This window comes from Streptomyces sp. NPDC059010 (assembly GCF_042740355.1).
GTDB lineage: Bacteria > Actinomycetota > Actinomycetes > Streptomycetales > Streptomycetaceae > Streptomyces.
Window position 1 is genome coordinate 138360 of sequence record NZ_JBHYJA010000002.1, and the last position, 17032, is coordinate 155391.

Below are 17032 nucleotides of genomic sequence, written 5' to 3' on the forward strand. Positions count from 1 at the left end.
GTGCAGGCGGGGGGGCCTGTGCCGCCGAGCGGCTCGCCCTCGCCGTACGGCGCGAGTCCGTCGTTGGGCGCCGGGGCGGCGGTGGGGGGGGTGGACACCCGCGGGGCCCCCCCCCCCCCAAGCCCCCCCAACCCCCCCCCGGGGCCCCCCCCCCGACGTGTCGGGCGGTCCGACCGGCAGCCACGAGATGCCGGTGCCGGATGCCCCGCGATGACGCGTTACGCCGCTCCCACGACCTCCGGGATCCTGAACGGTTTCCCGCAGCCGCCGCACACGATCGGTGCCTGGGCCAGGACCGACGGAACGACCCGGACGTTGCGGCCGCAGTCGCAGACCGCCTTGACGCGGACGCCGCCGCCGGAGGAGCCGTGGCGGGCGGCCGGGCCCCGGAAGGTCCGGCTGGTGTCGGCGGAGGTCGCCGCCGTGTGGGCCTTCAGGGCGCGCTGGAGGCGTTCGATGGTCGGGCGGTACCGGCGTTTGGCCTCGGGGTTGAGCGTGACCAGGGAGAAGCCGCTGCTCGGGTGCGGTTCCTCGGGGTGGTCCAGGCCCAGCTCCTCGGCGATGGAGAGGAATCTGCGGTTGTGGTAGCGGCCGGCCCGGGAGGTGTCGCGGACGCCGCGCGAGGCGGCGATGCCATGGACTGCCTCGTGAAGCAGTCGTTCGAAGGAGAGCTCGTGACCGCACGCGGACGACGACTCCCCGATCAGGGACTCTGGCGCGGCTAGATCCGGCAGTTCGGGGTGGTACCGCTGAATGTCGGCCCACGCCTCTGCCAGTTCTGCGGCGAGAACAGGTGGTGTCTGTGTCGTGCTCACGTAATGACAACGAGCCGGAGTGCCGCTGTGTTCCGATTCCGGGCCATCCCAAATAATTTGCACGTACCCGTCAGTTGCGAATGATGCGCCCTGACGAGGGCGGGTGCGCCGATCTGCGGAGAAGCCTCGCAGCTCGTAACAAGCTGGTGCGTAGCCTGACGTACGCCCCGGCGCGTAGCCCGCGTCCACCCGACGGGTCCCCTGTGGTTCACGGATGCGCAAGAGGCGTTTCGGCCGCTCTCGCTCCCCACGGGATGTCATCTCAATAAGCGCGCGCAACGACCGCGACGTTACCGGGTGCGTCCTCGGCGTCCGGCACCGACCCGTCCTCGGCGAGCAGACACCGTACGGTCACGGCGTGCTCGGCCAGTCTGGCCTCGCCTTCTTCGCCGAGCGTCGCCCACGGCAGGCGCGCCCAGCCGCCGGCGACCGCGGCCTCGACGGCCTCCTCGATCGTCGACACGTCGGCGGTGCGGGACTCGCGGCGTTCGCGGGACTGCCGTAGCAGAAGGTGCTGATCTTCTTCGAGGATCGTGGGGAGCAGGGGCACGAGCGTGTCCAGCGGCACGGGTTCCTTGCTGCCGGGGATGCGGCGGGTGAGCATCGCCGTGCCGTGCTCCAGGTCACGGGGGCCGACCTCGATGCGGACCGGCACGCCCTTGAGTTCCCAGTCGACGGCGCGGCGGCCGAAGGGCGTGTCCGTGCGGTCGTCGATGTGGACGCGGATGCCCGCCGCCTTCAGCCGGTCCCCGATTTCGCGGACCTTGGCCAGAACCGCCTCGTCGCCCTTGATCGCGAGGACGACGACCTGGATCTGTGCAAGGCGCGGCGGCACCCGCAGCCCGTTGTCATCTCCGTGAGTCATCACCAGGGCGCCGATCATGCGGGTGGTCGAGCCCCAGGAGGTCTGCCAGACCAGTTCCTGTGTGCCTTCCTTCGACAGGTACCGGGTGTTGAACGCCTTGGCGAAGTTCTGGCCCAGCTCATGGCTGGTGACCATCTGCAGGGCCTTGCCGTCGCCCATCATGCTTTCGAGCGTGAGCGTGTTGATGGCCCCCGCGAAGCGCTCCTTGACCGTCTTGCGGCCCGACAGGAAGTCCATCGCGAGCACGTTCTCCAGGAAGTCGCCGTAGACGTGCCGCTGGATGTGCGCGGCGAAGTCGCGCGCCTCCTCGTAGGTGGCGTGCGCCGTGTGGCCCTCCTGCCACAGGAACTCCGTGGTGCGCAGGAAGAGGCGGGGCCTGAGCTCCCAACGGACCACGTTCGCCCACTGGTTGATCCGCAGGGGCAGGTCGCGGTAACTCTGCACCCACTTCGAGAAGTAGTCGTTGATGATCATCTCGGAGGTCGGGCGGACGACCGCGGGCTCCTCCAGTTGCTTGCCGCCGCCGTGTGTGACCACCGCCAGTTCGGGCGCGAAGCCCTCGACGTGGTCGGCCTCCCGGGCGAAGTAGGACTGCGGGATCAGGAGGGGGAAGTAGGCGTTCTGTGTGCCCGTCTCCTTGATCCGGGCGTCCATCTCGGCCTGCATCCGCTCCCAGAGCCCGTAGCCGTACGGTCGGATGACCATGGTGCCCCGCACCGGACCGTTGTCGGCCAGTTCGGCCTTGTTGATCAGGTCCTGGTACCAGCGGGGGAAGTCGTCCGCCCGCGGTGTGAGTACGGGTGCCTTTGCCATGGCGCGATGGTACGGACCCACGTTGCCGCGATGTGAATTCTTTTCGCTCCCACAGCAGGCCCGCAAGCCGGGCCCCGAAACCCCTGGACGAGAGTGCGGACGCGGAGTTTCCTGGCATACGGGGGGAGTGCGAGCGCACGTCACGGGGGCTACGGAATCGGGTACAGCGGCAACTCTCGGCGGATTGGGGCGCTTTACATGACACCTACGCTCGTGCGGCAGCACGTGCCTCATGCGGGCCCGGCACCCCGCGTGGACCTGTGTGCACGCGCGCGTGACTGGTCCGAGATCCAGGAGCGGATGCTGGTCCCGCTCTACGAGGCCGTCTACGAGCGACTGGAAGTGTGCCCCGGCACCCGGCTGCTCGGCCTCGGCTGCGGCAGTGGGCTCGCCCTTCTGATGGCGGCGTCCAGAGGCGCGGCCGTCACCGGTGTCGAGTCCTCCTCCCCCGAACGGCTGACCCTCGCACGGCAGCGTTTACTGCCCGAGGCGTGGGACACGCGCGCGTGTGCCGGCACCCGGCTGGTCGACGGCTCACCACAGGACGCGGCCGACGCGGAGACGCCCGCGTACACCCTGGTGACCGCCTTCGAACCCATCGGGTGTCTGGCGGGCGACTCCGAGGGGCTCGGTGAGACGCTCGCGGCCGCGACACCGCTGGCCGGGCACGGGGCCGCCGTGGTGCTCGCGGGCTGGGGCCCGCCGGAGCGCTGTGCCACGTCGTCCGTGCTGCGGGTCGCCACCAAGCTGGCCGATCCCCTGCGCAGCACGGGGAGTTGGCGCCCGGCCCTGCGGGACGACCTGGAGGAGGTCGCCCAGCGCGCGGGCCTCAGGCCCGACGGGTCCGGACGGGTGGCGTGCCCCTTCGGCTACGCGGACGTCGACAGTGCCGTACGGGGACTGCTGTCCACGGGGCTGTTCGACGCGGCGATCGCGGCGACCGACCGGACCCAGGTCGACAAGGAGGTGGCGGAGGCGCTGCATCCGCATCTGCGGCAGGACGGCACCGTATGGATGCCGAACGTCTTCCGCTACCTGATCGCCCGCGTGCCCTGAGCCCGGCGTCCCGCCACCGGGCCTCCCACCACCGAACCTCGCACCACCGAACCTCGCACCACCGAACCTCCGCTACAGAGCCTCGCGCTACGGAGCCTCGTCCTTCGTCAGCCTGCTGATCCCGGCGATCCGGTACGCGTCGGCCTCCTCCAGCGTCTCGTTCTCCAGCAGCGCCTCGGCCAGCGCGTCCAACCGCCCCCGGTGGTCGCGGAGTTTGCGGCAGGCCTCCTCGTAGCACTCGTCGACGATCCTGCGCATCTCGGAGTCGATCACGTCGAGGGTCTGCGGGGCGGCCGCGAGCCCGTACGCCTGCTGGGCGTCGCTCGGCAGGGCGGACAGCCGGCCCACCCGCTCGCTCATCCCCCAGCGGGCGACCATCCCGCGCGCGATGTTGGTGACCTGTTCGAGGTCGTTCTCGGCGCCCGTGGTGACGACGTCGTAGACCACCTGTTCCGCCGCCATGCCGCCGAGGGCGCCGATGATGCGGCCCCGCAGATAGCCCTCGGAGTGCGCGTAGCGCTCCACCTCGGGGGTCGACATCGTCACGCCGAGGGCCCGGCCGCGCGGCACGATGGTGATCTTGCGTACGGGGTCGGCGCCCGGCTGCAGCATGCCGAGGAGGGCGTGTCCGCTCTCGTGGAACGCGGTGCGCCGGCGGTCCTCCTCGGGCATCACGAGGGTGCGTTCGGCGCCCAGTTGCACCTTCTCCAGCGCCTCGGACAGGTCCGACTGGGTGACCTGCTGCTGCTTGCGCTTGACGGCGAGCAGGGCGGCCTCGTTGGCGAGGTTGGCCAGATCCGCGCCGGTCATGCCCGGGGTCGTACGGGCCAGCTGGGTCAGGTCGACGTCCTCGGCGAGCGGGATCTCGCGGGTGTGGATGCGCAGGATCGCCTCACGTCCGCCGCGGTCCGGCGGGGCGACGCTGACCACCCGGTCGAAGCGGCCGGGCCGGGTGAGCGCCGGGTCCAGGATGTCGGCGCGGTTCGTGGCCGCGATGACGACCACGCCCTCCGAACCGGAGAAGCCGTCCATCTCGGTGAGGATCTGGTTCAGCGTCTGCTCGCGCTCGTCGTGACCGCTCACCGAGGCGCCGCCGCCGCGCATGCGTCCGATGGTGTCGATCTCGTCGATGAAGATGATCGACGGCGCCACCTTGCGGGCCTCGGCGAACAGCTCCCGGACCCGGGAGGCGCCGACGCCGACGATCATCTCGATGAACTCGGACGCGGAGGCGGAGAAGAACGGCACGCCCGCCTCGCCCGCCACCGCCCGCGCCAGCAGGGTCTTGCCGGTGCCGGGCGAGCCCGCGAGCAGCACGCCGCGCGGCATCTTCGCGCCCATCCTGCGGTAGGCGTCGGGGTGCTCCAGGAAGTCGACGACGTCGTCCAGCTCGCCCTTGACCTCGTCGATGCCGGCCACGTCGGCGAACGTCGTGCGCTCCGTGCCCGGCTGGAGCTCGACCGGTTTGGGCGGCGCCTTGCGGCCGAGCATGCCGCCCGCGCCGCCCAGGCCGCCCGTGCCCATCCGCCGGGCGAAGAAGACCCAGACCGCGACCAGGAACGCGATCGGGATCAGGGAGAACAGCAGGTTGGACAGGACACCGCGCTCCCGCACGACCGGCTCCGCGGTCACCGTCACGCCGCGGCTGCTCAGTTCCTGCCAGAGGTCGTCGTCCGCGAAGGACGGCCGCTGTGTCTTGAACCTGGTGTAGTCGCCGTCGCCGTCGGGGTTGTCGCGGGCGTCCTTGAGCTCGCCCTGGATGGCGTCGCCCTTGGAGTAGATCTTGGAGACGTTGTCGGCGTCGACCTGCTTGCTGAACTCCGTGTAGGAGACCGTCGGCTCGTTGCCCCGGTCGAAGTACGTCAGCCCCACATAGGCGAGCAGGAACACGATCACCGCGGTCAGGGCGAGCCCCCACCACCGGCCGCGCCCCCATCGGCCACGGGGCCGCCCGGGCGGCTCCTCCGGCGTGCCCTCGGTGCGCCACGGCTGGTCAGGGGCCTTGCGTGGTGGCGCGGCATTGCTCATATCTGGACGTTACGGCAGATGCCCGCCCCTGGCACGCGCTGAGGGCGCCCCTCGTGGAGAAGGGCGCCCTCAGTGACGTACGGGACGAGACGGTCGCAGGAAACGGACCGTCAGCCCATGAACTTCTTGAACTCGTCCGGCAGCTCGAAGTCCTGCGGAGCCTGCTGGCCCGGCACCCCGAAGGCACCGCCGCCCTGCGCCGCGGCGGACCGGCGCTCGGCCTCCTCCAGCTCCTGCTGCTTGCGCTTCATCGGGTTGCCGGAGCGCTGCTTGCCCTTGGCCTTCTTCGGCTGCTTCTTGGTGCGGCCGGGACCGCCACCCATGCCCGGCATCCCCGGCATACCGGGCATGCCTCCGCCCTGGGCCATGCGGGACATCATCTTGCGGGCCTCGAAGAACCGCTCGACCAGGTTCTTGACCGCGCTGACCTCGACACCGGAACCCTTGGCGATACGGGCGCGGCGCGAGCCGTTGATGATCGTCGGTTCCTGGCGCTCGCCCGGCGTCATCGACTTGATGATCGCGGCCGTGCGGTCGACGTCCCGCTCGTCCAGGTTGTTGATCTGGTCCTTGATCTGGCCCATGCCCGGGAGCATGCCGAGCAGCTTGGAGATGGAGCCCATCTTCCTGACCTGCTCCATCTGGGCCAGGAAGTCGTCGAGGGTGAAGTCCTGGCCCTTCTTGGAGGCCAGCTTCTCGGCCATCTTCTGGGCTTCGGCCTGGTCGAAGGTCTTCTCCGCCTGCTCGATCAGGGTGAGCAGGTCACCCATGTCGAGGATGCGGGAGGCCATCCGGTCCGGGTGGAAGGCGTCGAAGTCGTCCAGCTTCTCGCCGTTCGACGCGAACATGATCGGCTTGCCGGTGATCTGCCGGATCGACAGGGCGGCACCACCGCGGGCGTCACCGTCGAGCTTGGAGAGCACCACGCCGTCGAAGCCGACGCCGTCACGGAAGGCCTCCGCGGTGTTGACCGCGTCCTGACCGATCATCGCGTCGACGACGAACAGGATCTCGTCCGGCGAGACCGCGTCCCGGATGTCCGCGGCCTGCTGCATCATCTCCTGGTCGATGCCCAGGCGGCCGGCGGTGTCCACGATCACGATGTCGTGGACCTTGGACTTCGCGTGCTCGATGGAGTCCTTGGCGACCTTGACGGGGTCACCGACGCCGTTGCCCGGCTCGGGCGCGTAGACCGCGACGCCCGCGCGCTCGGCGACGACGCTGAGCTGGTTGACGGCGTTGGGGCGCTGGAGGTCGGCGGCGACGAGCAGCGGGGAGTGTCCCTGCTCCTTCAGCCAGTGGCCGAGCTTGCCCGCGAGGGTGGTCTTACCGGCGCCCTGCAGACCGGCCAGCATGATCACGGTCGGCGGCTGCTTGGCGAAGCGCAGGCGGCGGGTCTCGCCACCGAGGATCGTCACGAGCTCGTCGTTGACGATCTTCAGGACCTGCTGGGCCGGGTTCAGCGCCTTGGAGACCTCGGCACCGAGCGCGCGCTCCTTGACGTTCTTGATGAACGTCCGGACGACGGGCAGCGCCACGTCCGCTTCGAGGAGTGCGATGCGGATCTCGCGCGCTGTGGCGTCGATGTCCGCCTCGGAGAGCCGTCCCTTGCCGCGCAGGTTCTTGAAAGTCGCTGAGAGGCGATCGGAGAGAGTATCGAACACGGCGCTCGCGGTCCTCGGGGTCGGTGGCAGCTGGGAATCGCCCTCCAGGGTATCCCGGCGACACAGGTTGCCGGGATCCCCGGGGTCAGGCCCGCAAGGTCTCCTCCAGCTTGCGGGCCACGGCGGCCGCCTCCTCGCCGGGCAGCGGCGCGCCCTCGGGGCCTGTGACATAGAACGCGTCGACCGCGTTGGCGCCCAGTGTGCTGACGTGTGCGCTGCGCACCCGCACGCTCGCGTCCTCCAGCGCCCGGCCGATCCGGAACAGCAGTCCCGGGGCGTCCTGGGCGCGGACCTCGATGACCGTGGCCAGCCGGGAGGCGGCCGGGTGGACCGACACCCTCGCCGCCGGGGCCACCACGCCCCGGCGCCTCGGGTAGGCCGCGTCCCGCTCGGCGAGACGGCCCGCGATGTCCAGGGAGCCGTCCAGGGCGCGTACGAGATCGGCGCGCAGCCGGGTGGCCTGCGGCAGCGAGCCGTACTCGGCGGCGACCCGCCAGTTCAGCAGCAGCACGGAGCCGTCGACGCCGTCCGGCAGATCCTGGGCGCTCAGCTCGGCGGTGCGCACGGTCAGACGGTGCATCGCCAGGACGCCGGCCACCGCGGGCAGCACGCCCGGCTGGTCCGGTACGGCGATGATGAGCTCCACGCCGAGCGGCTCCGGATCGCCGGAGGGCTGCCCCTCCGCCGGCGGCTCGGTCTGCGCGCGCAGGGCGAGTACGGGACTGCCGGTGGCGACCGCCTCGATGGCGAGCCGCTCCTGCTCGGCGGTGAGCGCGGCGGCCTCGGGCTCGACCGGGTCGTCCCCGGCGAGCACGGCCGCGACCCGTTTCACCAGGTCGGCGACGAGTGACCCGCGCCAGGACGACCACGCCGCCGGACCGGTGGCCAGGGCGTCGGCCTCGGTCAGGGCGTGCAGCAGCTCCAGGGTGCCCGGCGAGCCGACCGCCTCGGCGACCGAGTGCACGGTGGCCGGGTCCTCCAGGTCGCGCCGGGTGGCCGTCTCGACGAGCAGCAGGTGATGGCGTACGAGAGTGGAGAGGACGAGGACGTCGTCGCGGTCGAAGCCGATGCGGGCGGCCACGTCCTTGACGATGATCTCGCCGGCCACCGAGTGGTCGCCGGGCCAGCCCTTGCCGATGTCGTGCAGCAGCGCGGCCACCAGGAGCAGGTCGGGGCGGTGGACACGGCGGGTGAACTCGGAGGCGCGCACGGCCGTCTCGATCAGGTGCCGGTCGACGGTCCAGATGTGCACGGCGTTGCGCTGCGGACGGCAGCGCACCCGCTCCCAGTCGGGCAGGAAGTGCGTGATCAGCCCCTCGGCCTCCAGCGCCTCCCACACGTCGACAGTCGGTGTCCCGGAGCCGAGCAGGGTCACCAGCTGCTCGCGCGCCTCGGCGGGCCAGGGCGTGGGCAGCGGGCGCACGGTGGCCGCCAGGCGCCGTACAGCGTGCAGGGAGAGCGGGAGTCCGGCCTGTGCGGCGGCGGCAGCGGCGCGCAGGGGAAGTACGGGGTCGCGTTCGGGGCGCGCGGCGCGGGCGAGCACCACCTCGCCGTCCTGCTCGACCACGCCCTCCGCCAGCGGGGAGCGCTCGGGGGTCGGCTTCCCGCCTCCGAGCATGGCGCGCAGCCGCGGCCGTACGGCGCGTGCCCGCAGGACGCGCCCCACTTCACGCCAGGTCACATCGCTGGCGTACGAGATGACCCGCGCCGCCTCGTACACCTGGCGCAGCAGCGTGTCCGCGTCGAGCAGCCCGAGCTCGCCGGCGACCTGGTCCTGCTCCTGCAGCGCGAGCCGGTCGGTGGCCCGCCCGGTGGTCAGGTGCAGGGCATCGCGTACGTCGAGCAGTCGGCGCCGGGCGTCGGCGAGGCCCTCGCGCGGGGCGTCGGCCAGCCAGGAGGCGGCGACGGCGCGCAGGATGGTGGCGTCCCGCAGACCGCCGCGCGCTTCCTTCAGATCGGGTTCCAGGAGGTACTGCAGCTCGCCCTGCCGCTCGGCGCGCTCGGCGGTGAGCTCCTGGAGTTCGGGCAGGCGCTTGGGCGCCTGGTTGCGCCAGTCGGCGAGGACCGACGTGCGCAGTCCGGCCGTGAGTCCCAGGTCGCCGGCGATGTGCCGGGCGTCCAGCAGGCCCAGCTGGACCTTGAGGTCCTCGCCGGCCGTCTTACGGGCCTCGGCGGGCGTACGCACGGAGTGGTCGAGGGCGAGGCCGAGGTCCCAGATCGGGTACCAGATGCGGTCGGCCAGCGCCGCCACCGCCTTGCTGTCACCGCCGTCGTGCAGCAGGACGAGGTCCAGGTCGCTGCGCGGGGACAGCTCGCCGCGGCCGTATCCGCCGACGGCGACCAGGGAGACACCGCGCAGCCCTTCGGCACCGGCCGCGAACAGGCCGGTCAGCCACTCGTCGGTCAGCTCCGCGAGGGCGGCACGGCGCGGCGGCCCGGACTGCGCCCCCTCGGTGAGGAGACGCAGCCGGGCCGCCGCGTAGCCGCTGGGTCCCGAGTCCTCTGCATCCTTGCGAACGTCCGTACCCGACACCCAGCGACTCCTGTCCTTCTTCTGTTCAGAGCGCCACTCGTGGAGCGCGTCTCTCCAGAGCACTTCTCGCGAAGCGCGTCCTCAGAGCGCGTCCGGCCCGCGCTCACCGGTCCGGACCCGTACGGCCGTCTCGACCGGCAGGGACCAGACCTTGCCGTCACCGATCTTGCCGGTGCGGGCGGCCTTGACGATGACGTCGATCAGCTGCTCGGCGTCGTCGTCCTCGGCCAGTACCTCGATGCGGATCTTCGGGACCAGGTCCACGGTGTACTCGGCACCGCGGTAGACCTCGGTGTGGCCCCGCTGACGACCGTAGCCGCTCGCCTCGGTGACCGTCAGGCCGTGCACGCCGAAGGCCTGGAGGGCTTCCTTGATCTCGTCGAGCCGGTGCGGCTTGACGACTGCGGTGATCAGCTTCATGCGTCCACCTTCTTGCTCGCGGCTGCGGCGGCCGGGGCCGCGGCGGCGGTCTTGGCGGCACCGCCACCGGCGCCGCTGAAGTCGTATGCGGTCTCGGCGTGCTCGGCCTGGTCGATACCGGTGACCTCCTCGTCCTCGGAGACCCGCATACCGATGGTCTTGTCGAGGATGAAGGCGAGGATCGCGGAGACGATCAGCGAGTAGGCCAGGACGGCGAAGACACCGGCGCACTGCTTCCACAGCTGGTCGAAGCTGTGGTTGCCGTAGAAGACGCCCGTGGCCTCGGACTGGCCCTTGCCGCTGGCGAAGAAGCCGATCAGGAGCGAGCCGACGACACCGCCGACCAGGTGGACACCGACGACGTCGAGCGAGTCGTCGTAGCCGAACCTGTACTTCAGGCCGACGGCCATGGCGCACAGGACACCGGCGATGGCGCCGACGGCGATCGCGCCGAGCGGGGTGACCGCACCACCGGACGGGGTGATGGCGACGAGGCCCGCGACGGCACCGGAGGCGGCGCCCAGCGTGGTGAACGCGCCGTGGCGGATCTTCTCGTAGATCAGCCAGGCCAGCATGGCGGCGGCGGTGGCGACCTGCGTGTTGACGAACATCAGCGAGCCGACGCCGTCGTCGTTGCCCAGCCACGATCCGGCGTTGAAGCCGAACCAGCCGAACCACAGCAGGCCGGCGCCGAGCATGACCAGCGGCAGGCTGTGCGGACGCATCGGGTCCTTCTTGAACCCGACCCGCTTGCCGATGACGAGGATCACACCGAGCGCCGCGGCACCCGCGTTGATGTGAACCGCCGTACCACCGGCGAAGTCGATCACGCCCAAGTCGAAGGCCCAGCCGCCCTCACCCCAGACCCAGTGGGCCACGGGGAAGTACACGATCGTCGCCCACAGCGCGATGAACAGCGCCCAGGCCGAGAACTTCACCCGGTCCGCGAGAGCACCGCTGATCAGCGCGGGCGTGATGATCGCGAACATCAGCTGGAAGACCATGAAGGCGAGGAGCGGGATGTTGTAGGTACCCCAGAGCTCGCCCTTGTCGACCCCGGTGAGGCCGACCCAGTCGGAGTTCCAGCCGATGAGGCTGCCGGAGTCGGTGCCGAACGCCATGGAGAAGCCGTACAACACCCACAGGATGGTGACGATCCCGAGGCTGATGAAGCTCATCATCAGCATGTTCAGGGTGCTCTTGACGCGGACCATGCCTCCGTAGAAGAAGGCCAGGCCTGGGGTCATGAGCATCACCAGGGCGGAACAGATGAGCATGAAACCTGTGTTGGCGGGCGACAGCTCTACCTTGTCTGCCGCCATCATGATGGCTGGTGCCATCGGCGTCTCCTCGGGTTGGTACGGCCCCGTGCGGGCGAAGCCTGAGCGGAATGAGGGGTGGGCCGGTTATGCGCCATGAGATTGGCGCAGCGCCGTTTCGTTGGAAGCCCCTCGTTGTTTCGCCGCCGTGACGAAGACGCCGTGCGTGTTACGCATTGATGAACTGCGAGATGTTGCGCCACTCGATCGTTATCGTGGCGCAACCTTCTTTGAAGGAAGAGAGCCGGCCGCGGCGGGCCTTCCGATGACCTGGCATGGGGGAGCCGAGTCGGGCAGTTCGGGAGGGCCGGCCGCGGCCGGGGTTCTGGGGGTTTCCGGGAATGGCCGCCGGGCTCAGACCGCCTCGACGCTCTCCGGCAGCTCCACCGCGAGCCGGTCGGTGAGGTCCACGACCTCGGCGAGATCCCCGAAGTCGCGTACCGCCGTGTCGACGGTCTTTCGAATACGAGTGTTGACGCGCTCGGAGCGCACCTTCTTGGCGATACGCATGGCCTGCTCGGCGTAGACCGCGCTCTGCTCGGGCTCCCGGCGCAGCAGATGCACCGTGGCCATGCCGATCAGGTTCAGCGCGTACGACCGGTGGTGCTCGCCGTCCTTCTCGAACAGGTCCACGGCCCGCTGCATCACGGGTTCGGCCAGCGAGGCGTACGTCGGGCTGCGGCCGGCGACATAGGCGAGGTCGCGGTAGGAGTGGGAGTTCTCGCCGTACAGCTCGGCCTCGGAGAAGAAGCGGATCCAGTCGGGGTCCGGCTCGTCCCAGTCCACGGCCTCGGTGAAGGTGTCCTCGGCCATCCGGACCGCCCGCTTGCACTTGCCGGGCTGGCCCATGTTGGCGTAGGCGCGGGCCTCCATCGCATACAGCATCGACTGGGTGCGCGGGCCGGCGCAGTCCCGGCTGCCGTACTGCGCGAGGTGGATCAGCTCCAGGGCGTCGTCGGGCCGGCCGAGGTGGATCATCTGGCGGCTCATGCTGGAGAGGATGTACGAGCCGAGCGGCCGGTCACCGGCCTCCTTGGCGGCGTGCAGCGCGAGGACGAAGTACTTCTGCGCGGTGGGCTGCAGTCCGACGTCGTAGGACATCCAGCCGGCCAGTTCGGCCAGCTCGGCGGCGACCTTGAACAGCTTGCGGGTGGTGGCCTCGGGCTGGGGTTCCTGCAGCAGGTCGGTGACCTCGTGCAGCTGGCCCACGACCGCCTTGCGGCGCAGGCCGCCGCCGCACTGGGCGTCCCACTGCCGGAACATCACGGTGGTGGACTCCAGGAGGTCCAGCTCGGGCTTGGACAGACGGCCACGCGCACGCGTGGAGGGGACGGGCCGGGGCTCGTGGTGCAGGGCGGGCGGCGCGGGGACCAGCCAGCGCTGCATCGGCTCGATCAGCGCCGGGCCCGCGGACAGGGCCAGTGAGCTCCCGAGGAAGCCGCGCCGCGCCAGCATCAGGTCGCTGCGGGAGAACTCGCTCAGCAGGGCCACCGTCTGCGGACCCGTCCAGGGCAGGTCGACGCCGGACACGGAGGGTGACTGACGGGCGGCGCGCAGGCCGAGGTCCTCGACGGAGACGACACAGCCGAACCGCTCGGAGAACAGCTCCGACAGGATCCGCGGGATGGGCTCGCGGGGATTCTCGCCGTCCAGCCAGCGGCGTACACGGGAGGTGTCGGTCGAGATGTGGTTGGCACCCAACTGGCGGGCGCGGCGGTTCACTTGGCGGGCGAGTTCGCCCTTCGACCAGCCGCTGCGCACGAACCAGGACGCGAGCAGTTCGTTAGGGCGCTTGTCAGCGTGCGATGCGCTACCTGCACTCGTACCGCTTCCGCTGTTGCCGCTCACTGGAACGCCCCCATCCCTTGGACCACTTGTCACCGAGTGCGCCAAGCCCTATCAGAATGCCGGTAAATACGGTCTCCCGTCCGGCGGTTGTCACCCTTCGAACGGAAAGCCGACTTGCCCCCGGCATACCCACGAGCGCATGTGCCCCGAAGCTGTGTGCACTCACAGTAATCCTACGATCACGCCCCCAGCCATGGCGATCCCGGAATCGCCACCATTCGCCACCCCTTCGAATGAACTAACGGTGGCCTCTACGCGATTCACTTGACATGGGACGGCCGGAAGTGGGCGGAGCGAAGCACTCTGGGGCGTGCATTGCGGAGTCCACCACCCTGAGCACCTCAAAGCGCCGCGTGAACCGAGCGGAGCCAGGGGGTAACCGGTCGACCCAGGGAACACACAGGGTCACGTTCCGCATCCGCGTCGTAACCACCGGCGCGCTGGACCCGTTGGAGGGGGCATGGGCTTCACGATCGGCGGCATCCGGGAGATCCGATCCGGCTCGCGACGACGCGGCCGTTCCTCGGAGTGCACCACCGTCGCCGAGTTCACCGGGTTGTGGAGCTGGGACGTGGTGCCCGGCGCGCGGGCCGCGGCGGGCGCCTGTTCGTGCGGCCACTCCGAGTGTGACGCTCCCGGCGCACATCCCCTTGAGTTCGCACCCGAGGTTCCGGCCGGGGCCACGCTCGACGAGGTCAGCAAGGCCTGGGCGGAGGTCCCGGGCGCCGCGGTGATGCTGCCCGTCGGGCGCGCGTTCGATGTGATCGAGGTGGCCGAACCCGCCGGACGCCGCGCGCTGGCCCGGCTCGAACGCATGGGCCTCCCCCTCGGCCCGGTCACCGCCACCCCCGACGGCCGCGCCCACTTCTTCGTCGCCCCCGGCGCCGCCGCCGAACTCCCCGAGCTCCTCTACCGCATGGGCTGGGACGACCCGACCCACCTCGATCTGGGCGGCCTCGGCCCCGGTACGCACATCACGGCCCCGCCGTCCGACCGGGGCGGCCTGGGCCCGGTGCGCTGGCTGCGGCCACCGGCACTGGACACGGCGACGAAGCCGCCGGCTGCGCGGCTGCTGCTGGGGACGCTCGCTTACGTGGCGCACCGGTCGCGGGCCTGACCCCGCCGGGCGGCAACAGCGAAGGGCCCCATCGCACCTGCACCGTGCGGTGGGGCCCTTCTCGCGTTTTCACCACTCACGCACCGCAACCATCAATTGAGGAACCACGACGGCGAGCAACCAGGTCCGCGAGAGCGGCGCCGGTTCAGGCGCAAAGGGGGCTCATTCGCCGATGAGGGCGTCGACGAACGCCTCCGGCTCGAACGGCGCCAGGTCGTCGGCACCCTCGCCGAGCCCGACCAGCTTCACCGGTACGCCCAGCTCCCGCTGAACCGCGACCACGATGCCGCCCTTGGCCGTGCCGTCCAGCTTGGTGAGCACGATGCCGGTGATGTCGACGACCTCGGCGAAGACGCGGGCCTGGACCAGGCCGTTCTGCCCCGTCGTGGCGTCCAGCACGAGCAGCACCTCGTCCAGCGGCGCGTGCTTCTCGACGACCCGCTTGACCTTGCCGAGCTCGTCCATGAGGCCGGTCTTGGTGTGCAGGCGTCCGGCGGTGTCGATGAGCACCACGTCGGAGCCCATCTCCTTGCCCTCCTTCACCGCGTCGAAGGCGACGGAGGCGGGGTCGCCGCCCTCCGGACCGCGCACGGTGTAGGCGCCGACCCGCTCGCCCCAGGTCTGGAGCTGGTCGGCGGCGGCGGCACGGAAGGTGTCGGCGGCGCCGAGGACCACGCTGCGGCCGTCGGCCACGAGGACGCGGGCGAGCTTGCCGGTGGTGGTGGTCTTGCCGGTGCCGTTGACGCCGACGACCATCACGATGCCGGGCTTGCTGGTCTCGGGTTCGGTCTTGACCACGCGGTCCATGTCCGTCCCGACCAGCTTGAGGAGTTCCTCGCGCAGCAGGCCGCGCAGTTCCTCCGGGGTGCGGGTGCCGAGGACCTTCACGCGCTCGCGCAGTCCGTCGACCAGTTCCTGGGTGGGAGCCACACCGACGTCGGCGGTGAGCAGGGTGTCCTCGATCTCCTCCCAGGTGTCCTCGTCGAGGTGCTCGCGCGACAGGAGCGTGAGCAGCCCCTGGCCCAGGGCGTTCTGGGAGCGGGAGAGCCGGGCGCGCAGGCGGATCAGGCGGCCGGCGGTGGGCTCCGGTACCTCGATCTCGGTCGGCGGGAGCTCTTCGACTACGGGCGGTTCCTCGACAGCGACCCCGGTCGAGCCGTCGGGAAGATCCACCTCCTCTATGGTCCGGCGCGGTTCGTCGCGCGGCGTCTCGGCCTCGTCGCCGACGTGCGGCTCGGCCGGAGGGGCGGTGATGTCGGGCGCGGCGGGCGGCGGCGGGGGCAGCGGCTTCTTGCGCCGGCTGCCGACGATGAGCCCGCCGAGCGCGCCGAGTACGACCACGGCGATGACTACAGCAAGGATGACGATGTCCATAACCCGTCCAGTATCGGCCATGGAGTCCTGCGACACCCCTCTGGATGTCTGACACACCGTCAGCTAACGTCCGCCTTCACACTCGCCCGGTGAAGGGGGACCCCCATGCCCGTCACGGTCGTACGCTTCAACCTCGTCGACCCCGCCGCGACCCCCGCCGCGCTGGCCGCCCGCTACCAGGCCGCCGTGCGGATGGCCGCGTACGCCGACGAGCACGGCATCACCACCGTGCAGACCGAGGAGCATCACGGCGCCGAGAACAACTGGCTGCCGGCACCGTTCGCCTTCGCGGCCGCCGTCTTCGGCGCGACCGAGCGCCTCGCCGTCACGGTCTCGGCGATCATCGGCCCGCTGCACGACCCGCTGCGGCTCGCCGAGGAGATCGCCGTTCTGGATCTGCTGAGCGGCGGGCGGCTGGTGACGGTCGCCGGGATCGGGTACCGGCCCGAGGAGTACGCCCAGTTCGACGTGGACTGGAAGCGGCGCGGCAGACTCCAGGACGAGCTGCTGGAGACGCTGCTGAAGGCATGGACCGGCGAGGAGTTCGAGTACCGCGGCCGTACGGTACGGGTCACCCCCCGCCCGTTCACCGACCCGCACCCCCTGCTCCTGGTCGGCGGTTCCTCGAAGGCCGCCGCCCGCCGGGCCGCCCGCCTCGGCCTGCCGTTCTTCCCCAGCGCGCATCTGCCGGAGCTGGAGGCGTACTACAAGGAGCGGCTGGTCGAGTACGGCACCGAGGGGTGGACCATGATGCCGGCCGCCGAGACCCCCCTGCTGCACATCGCCGAGGACCCCGACCGGGCCTGGGCCGAGCACGGCCGCCACTTCCTGCACGAGGCGCGGACGTATGCCTCCTGGCAGTCCGGCGAGATCCGCTCGGCGGTGAAGTCGGCGGCCACGACGGTGGACGAGCTGCGCGCCGAGGGCGTGTACCGGATCGTGACGCCCGAGGAGTGCGTGGCGCTGGGCTTCGACAACTACGTGCTGCATCCGCTGTCGGGCGGGATGCCGGTGGAGGAGGGGTGGCGGAGTCTGCGGCTGTTCTGTGAGCGGGTGCTGCCGGGACTCGGCACCTGACCCGCCGTACACGACACCGCCCCCCCGGGCGGCCGCGGGGCGCCCCCCGCGGGCGCGGCGGGGGGAGGGGGGAGCGGTGTCGGGGGGGGGTTGTCCACCCCCC

The 17032-nt window shown here is 70.8% G+C and carries 12 protein-coding genes; 3 read left to right on the top strand and 9 right to left on the bottom strand.

The window, feature by feature from the left end; translation table 11 throughout:
- Positions 1-218: 218 nt before the first annotated feature.
- Both ACFWYS_RS02800 and proS read right to left on the bottom strand, forming a co-directional pair.
- Positions 219-815 carry a hypothetical protein gene (locus tag ACFWYS_RS02800; protein ID WP_384762457.1) on the bottom strand — a complete coding sequence of 199 codons (597 nt, stop codon included), beginning with the start codon at positions 813-815 and terminating at the stop codon, positions 219-221.
- A gap of 262 nt (positions 816-1077) precedes the next feature.
- Positions 1078-2493 (bottom strand): proline--tRNA ligase, encoded by a 1416-nt coding sequence (gene proS / locus ACFWYS_RS02805; RefSeq protein ID WP_384762459.1) that lies wholly within the window; start codon positions 2491-2493, stop codon positions 1078-1080.
- A gap of 198 nt (positions 2494-2691) precedes the next feature.
- Between proS and ACFWYS_RS02810 the strand changes: the two genes are divergently transcribed.
- Positions 2692-3549: an SAM-dependent methyltransferase gene (locus ACFWYS_RS02810; RefSeq protein ID WP_384762461.1), complete on the top strand. Its 858-nt coding sequence runs from the start codon at positions 2692-2694 to the stop codon at positions 3547-3549.
- A gap of 87 nt (positions 3550-3636) precedes the next feature.
- Here ACFWYS_RS02810 and ftsH read toward each other — a convergent pair whose 3' ends face one another.
- From ftsH to ACFWYS_RS02840, 6 genes are all read right to left on the bottom strand, one after another.
- Entirely contained in the window at positions 3637-5577 is a 1941-nt protein-coding gene (ftsH, locus tag ACFWYS_RS02815) for an ATP-dependent zinc metalloprotease FtsH (RefSeq protein ID WP_384762463.1), read from the bottom strand.
- 110 nt (positions 5578-5687) lie between these two features.
- Positions 5688-7241 (bottom strand): signal recognition particle protein, encoded by a 1554-nt coding sequence (ffh, locus tag ACFWYS_RS02820; protein ID WP_384762465.1) that lies wholly within the window; start codon positions 7239-7241, stop codon positions 5688-5690.
- An 85-nt stretch (positions 7242-7326) separates the two neighbouring features.
- A complete protein-coding gene (locus ACFWYS_RS02825) occupies positions 7327-9774 on the bottom strand; it encodes a [protein-PII] uridylyltransferase (protein WP_384762467.1) in 2448 nt (815 codons plus the stop codon).
- A gap of 81 nt (positions 9775-9855) precedes the next feature.
- The gene (locus ACFWYS_RS02830) at positions 9856-10194 is read right to left on the bottom strand and encodes a P-II family nitrogen regulator (protein ID WP_003997576.1); all 339 of its coding nucleotides are present in this window, start codon (positions 10192-10194) and stop codon (positions 9856-9858) included.
- Positions 10191-11534 (bottom strand): ammonium transporter, encoded by a 1344-nt coding sequence (locus tag ACFWYS_RS02835; protein ID WP_384762469.1) that lies wholly within the window; start codon positions 11532-11534, stop codon positions 10191-10193. The genes ACFWYS_RS02830 and ACFWYS_RS02835 overlap by 4 nt, the downstream gene beginning before the upstream one ends.
- A 333-nt stretch (positions 11535-11867) precedes the next feature.
- Positions 11868-13361, bottom strand: a complete 1494-nt coding sequence (locus tag ACFWYS_RS02840) for a hypothetical protein (protein ID WP_384762471.1) — start codon at positions 13359-13361, stop codon at positions 11868-11870.
- Positions 13362-13821: 460 nt separating this feature from the next.
- Between ACFWYS_RS02840 and ACFWYS_RS02845 the strand changes: the two genes are divergently transcribed.
- Positions 13822-14478, top strand: coding sequence for a bifunctional DNA primase/polymerase (locus ACFWYS_RS02845; RefSeq protein WP_384762473.1), 657 nt, complete (start codon positions 13822-13824; stop codon positions 14476-14478).
- Positions 14479-14640: 162 nt separating this feature from the next.
- Here ACFWYS_RS02845 and ftsY read toward each other — a convergent pair whose 3' ends face one another.
- Positions 14641-15852 (bottom strand): signal recognition particle-docking protein FtsY, encoded by a 1212-nt coding sequence (ftsY, locus tag ACFWYS_RS02850; protein ID WP_384762475.1) that lies wholly within the window; start codon positions 15850-15852, stop codon positions 14641-14643.
- A 105-nt stretch (positions 15853-15957) separates the two neighbouring features.
- Here ftsY and ACFWYS_RS02855 point away from each other — a divergent pair, with 105 nt between their 5' ends.
- A complete protein-coding gene (locus ACFWYS_RS02855; RefSeq protein ID WP_384762477.1) occupies positions 15958-16929 on the top strand; it encodes an LLM class flavin-dependent oxidoreductase in 972 nt (323 codons plus the stop codon).
- Positions 16930-17032: the final 103 nt, after the last annotated feature.

Bases quoted from the DNA above. Each gene is read 5' to 3' on its own strand.
- proS (WP_384762459.1), bottom strand. From the start codon at position 2,493: ATGGCAAAGGCACCCGTACTCACACCGCGGGCGGACGACTTCCCCCGC.
- ftsY (WP_384762475.1), bottom strand. From the start codon at position 15,852: ATGGACATCGTCATCCTTGCTGTAGTCATCGCCGTGGTCGTACTCGGC.
- ACFWYS_RS02845 (WP_384762473.1), top strand. From the start codon at position 13,822: ATGGGCTTCACGATCGGCGGCATCCGGGAGATCCGATCCGGCTCGCGA.
- ACFWYS_RS02810 (WP_384762461.1), top strand. From the start codon at position 2,692: ATGACACCTACGCTCGTGCGGCAGCACGTGCCTCATGCGGGCCCGGCA.
- ACFWYS_RS02835 (WP_384762469.1), bottom strand. From the start codon at position 11,534: ATGGCACCAGCCATCATGATGGCGGCAGACAAGGTAGAGCTGTCGCCC.
- ftsH (WP_384762463.1), bottom strand. From the start codon at position 5,577: ATGAGCAATGCCGCGCCACCACGCAAGGCCCCTGACCAGCCGTGGCGC.
- ACFWYS_RS02855 (WP_384762477.1), top strand. From the start codon at position 15,958: ATGCCCGTCACGGTCGTACGCTTCAACCTCGTCGACCCCGCCGCGACC.
- ACFWYS_RS02830 (WP_003997576.1), bottom strand. From the start codon at position 10,194: ATGAAGCTGATCACCGCAGTCGTCAAGCCGCACCGGCTCGACGAGATC.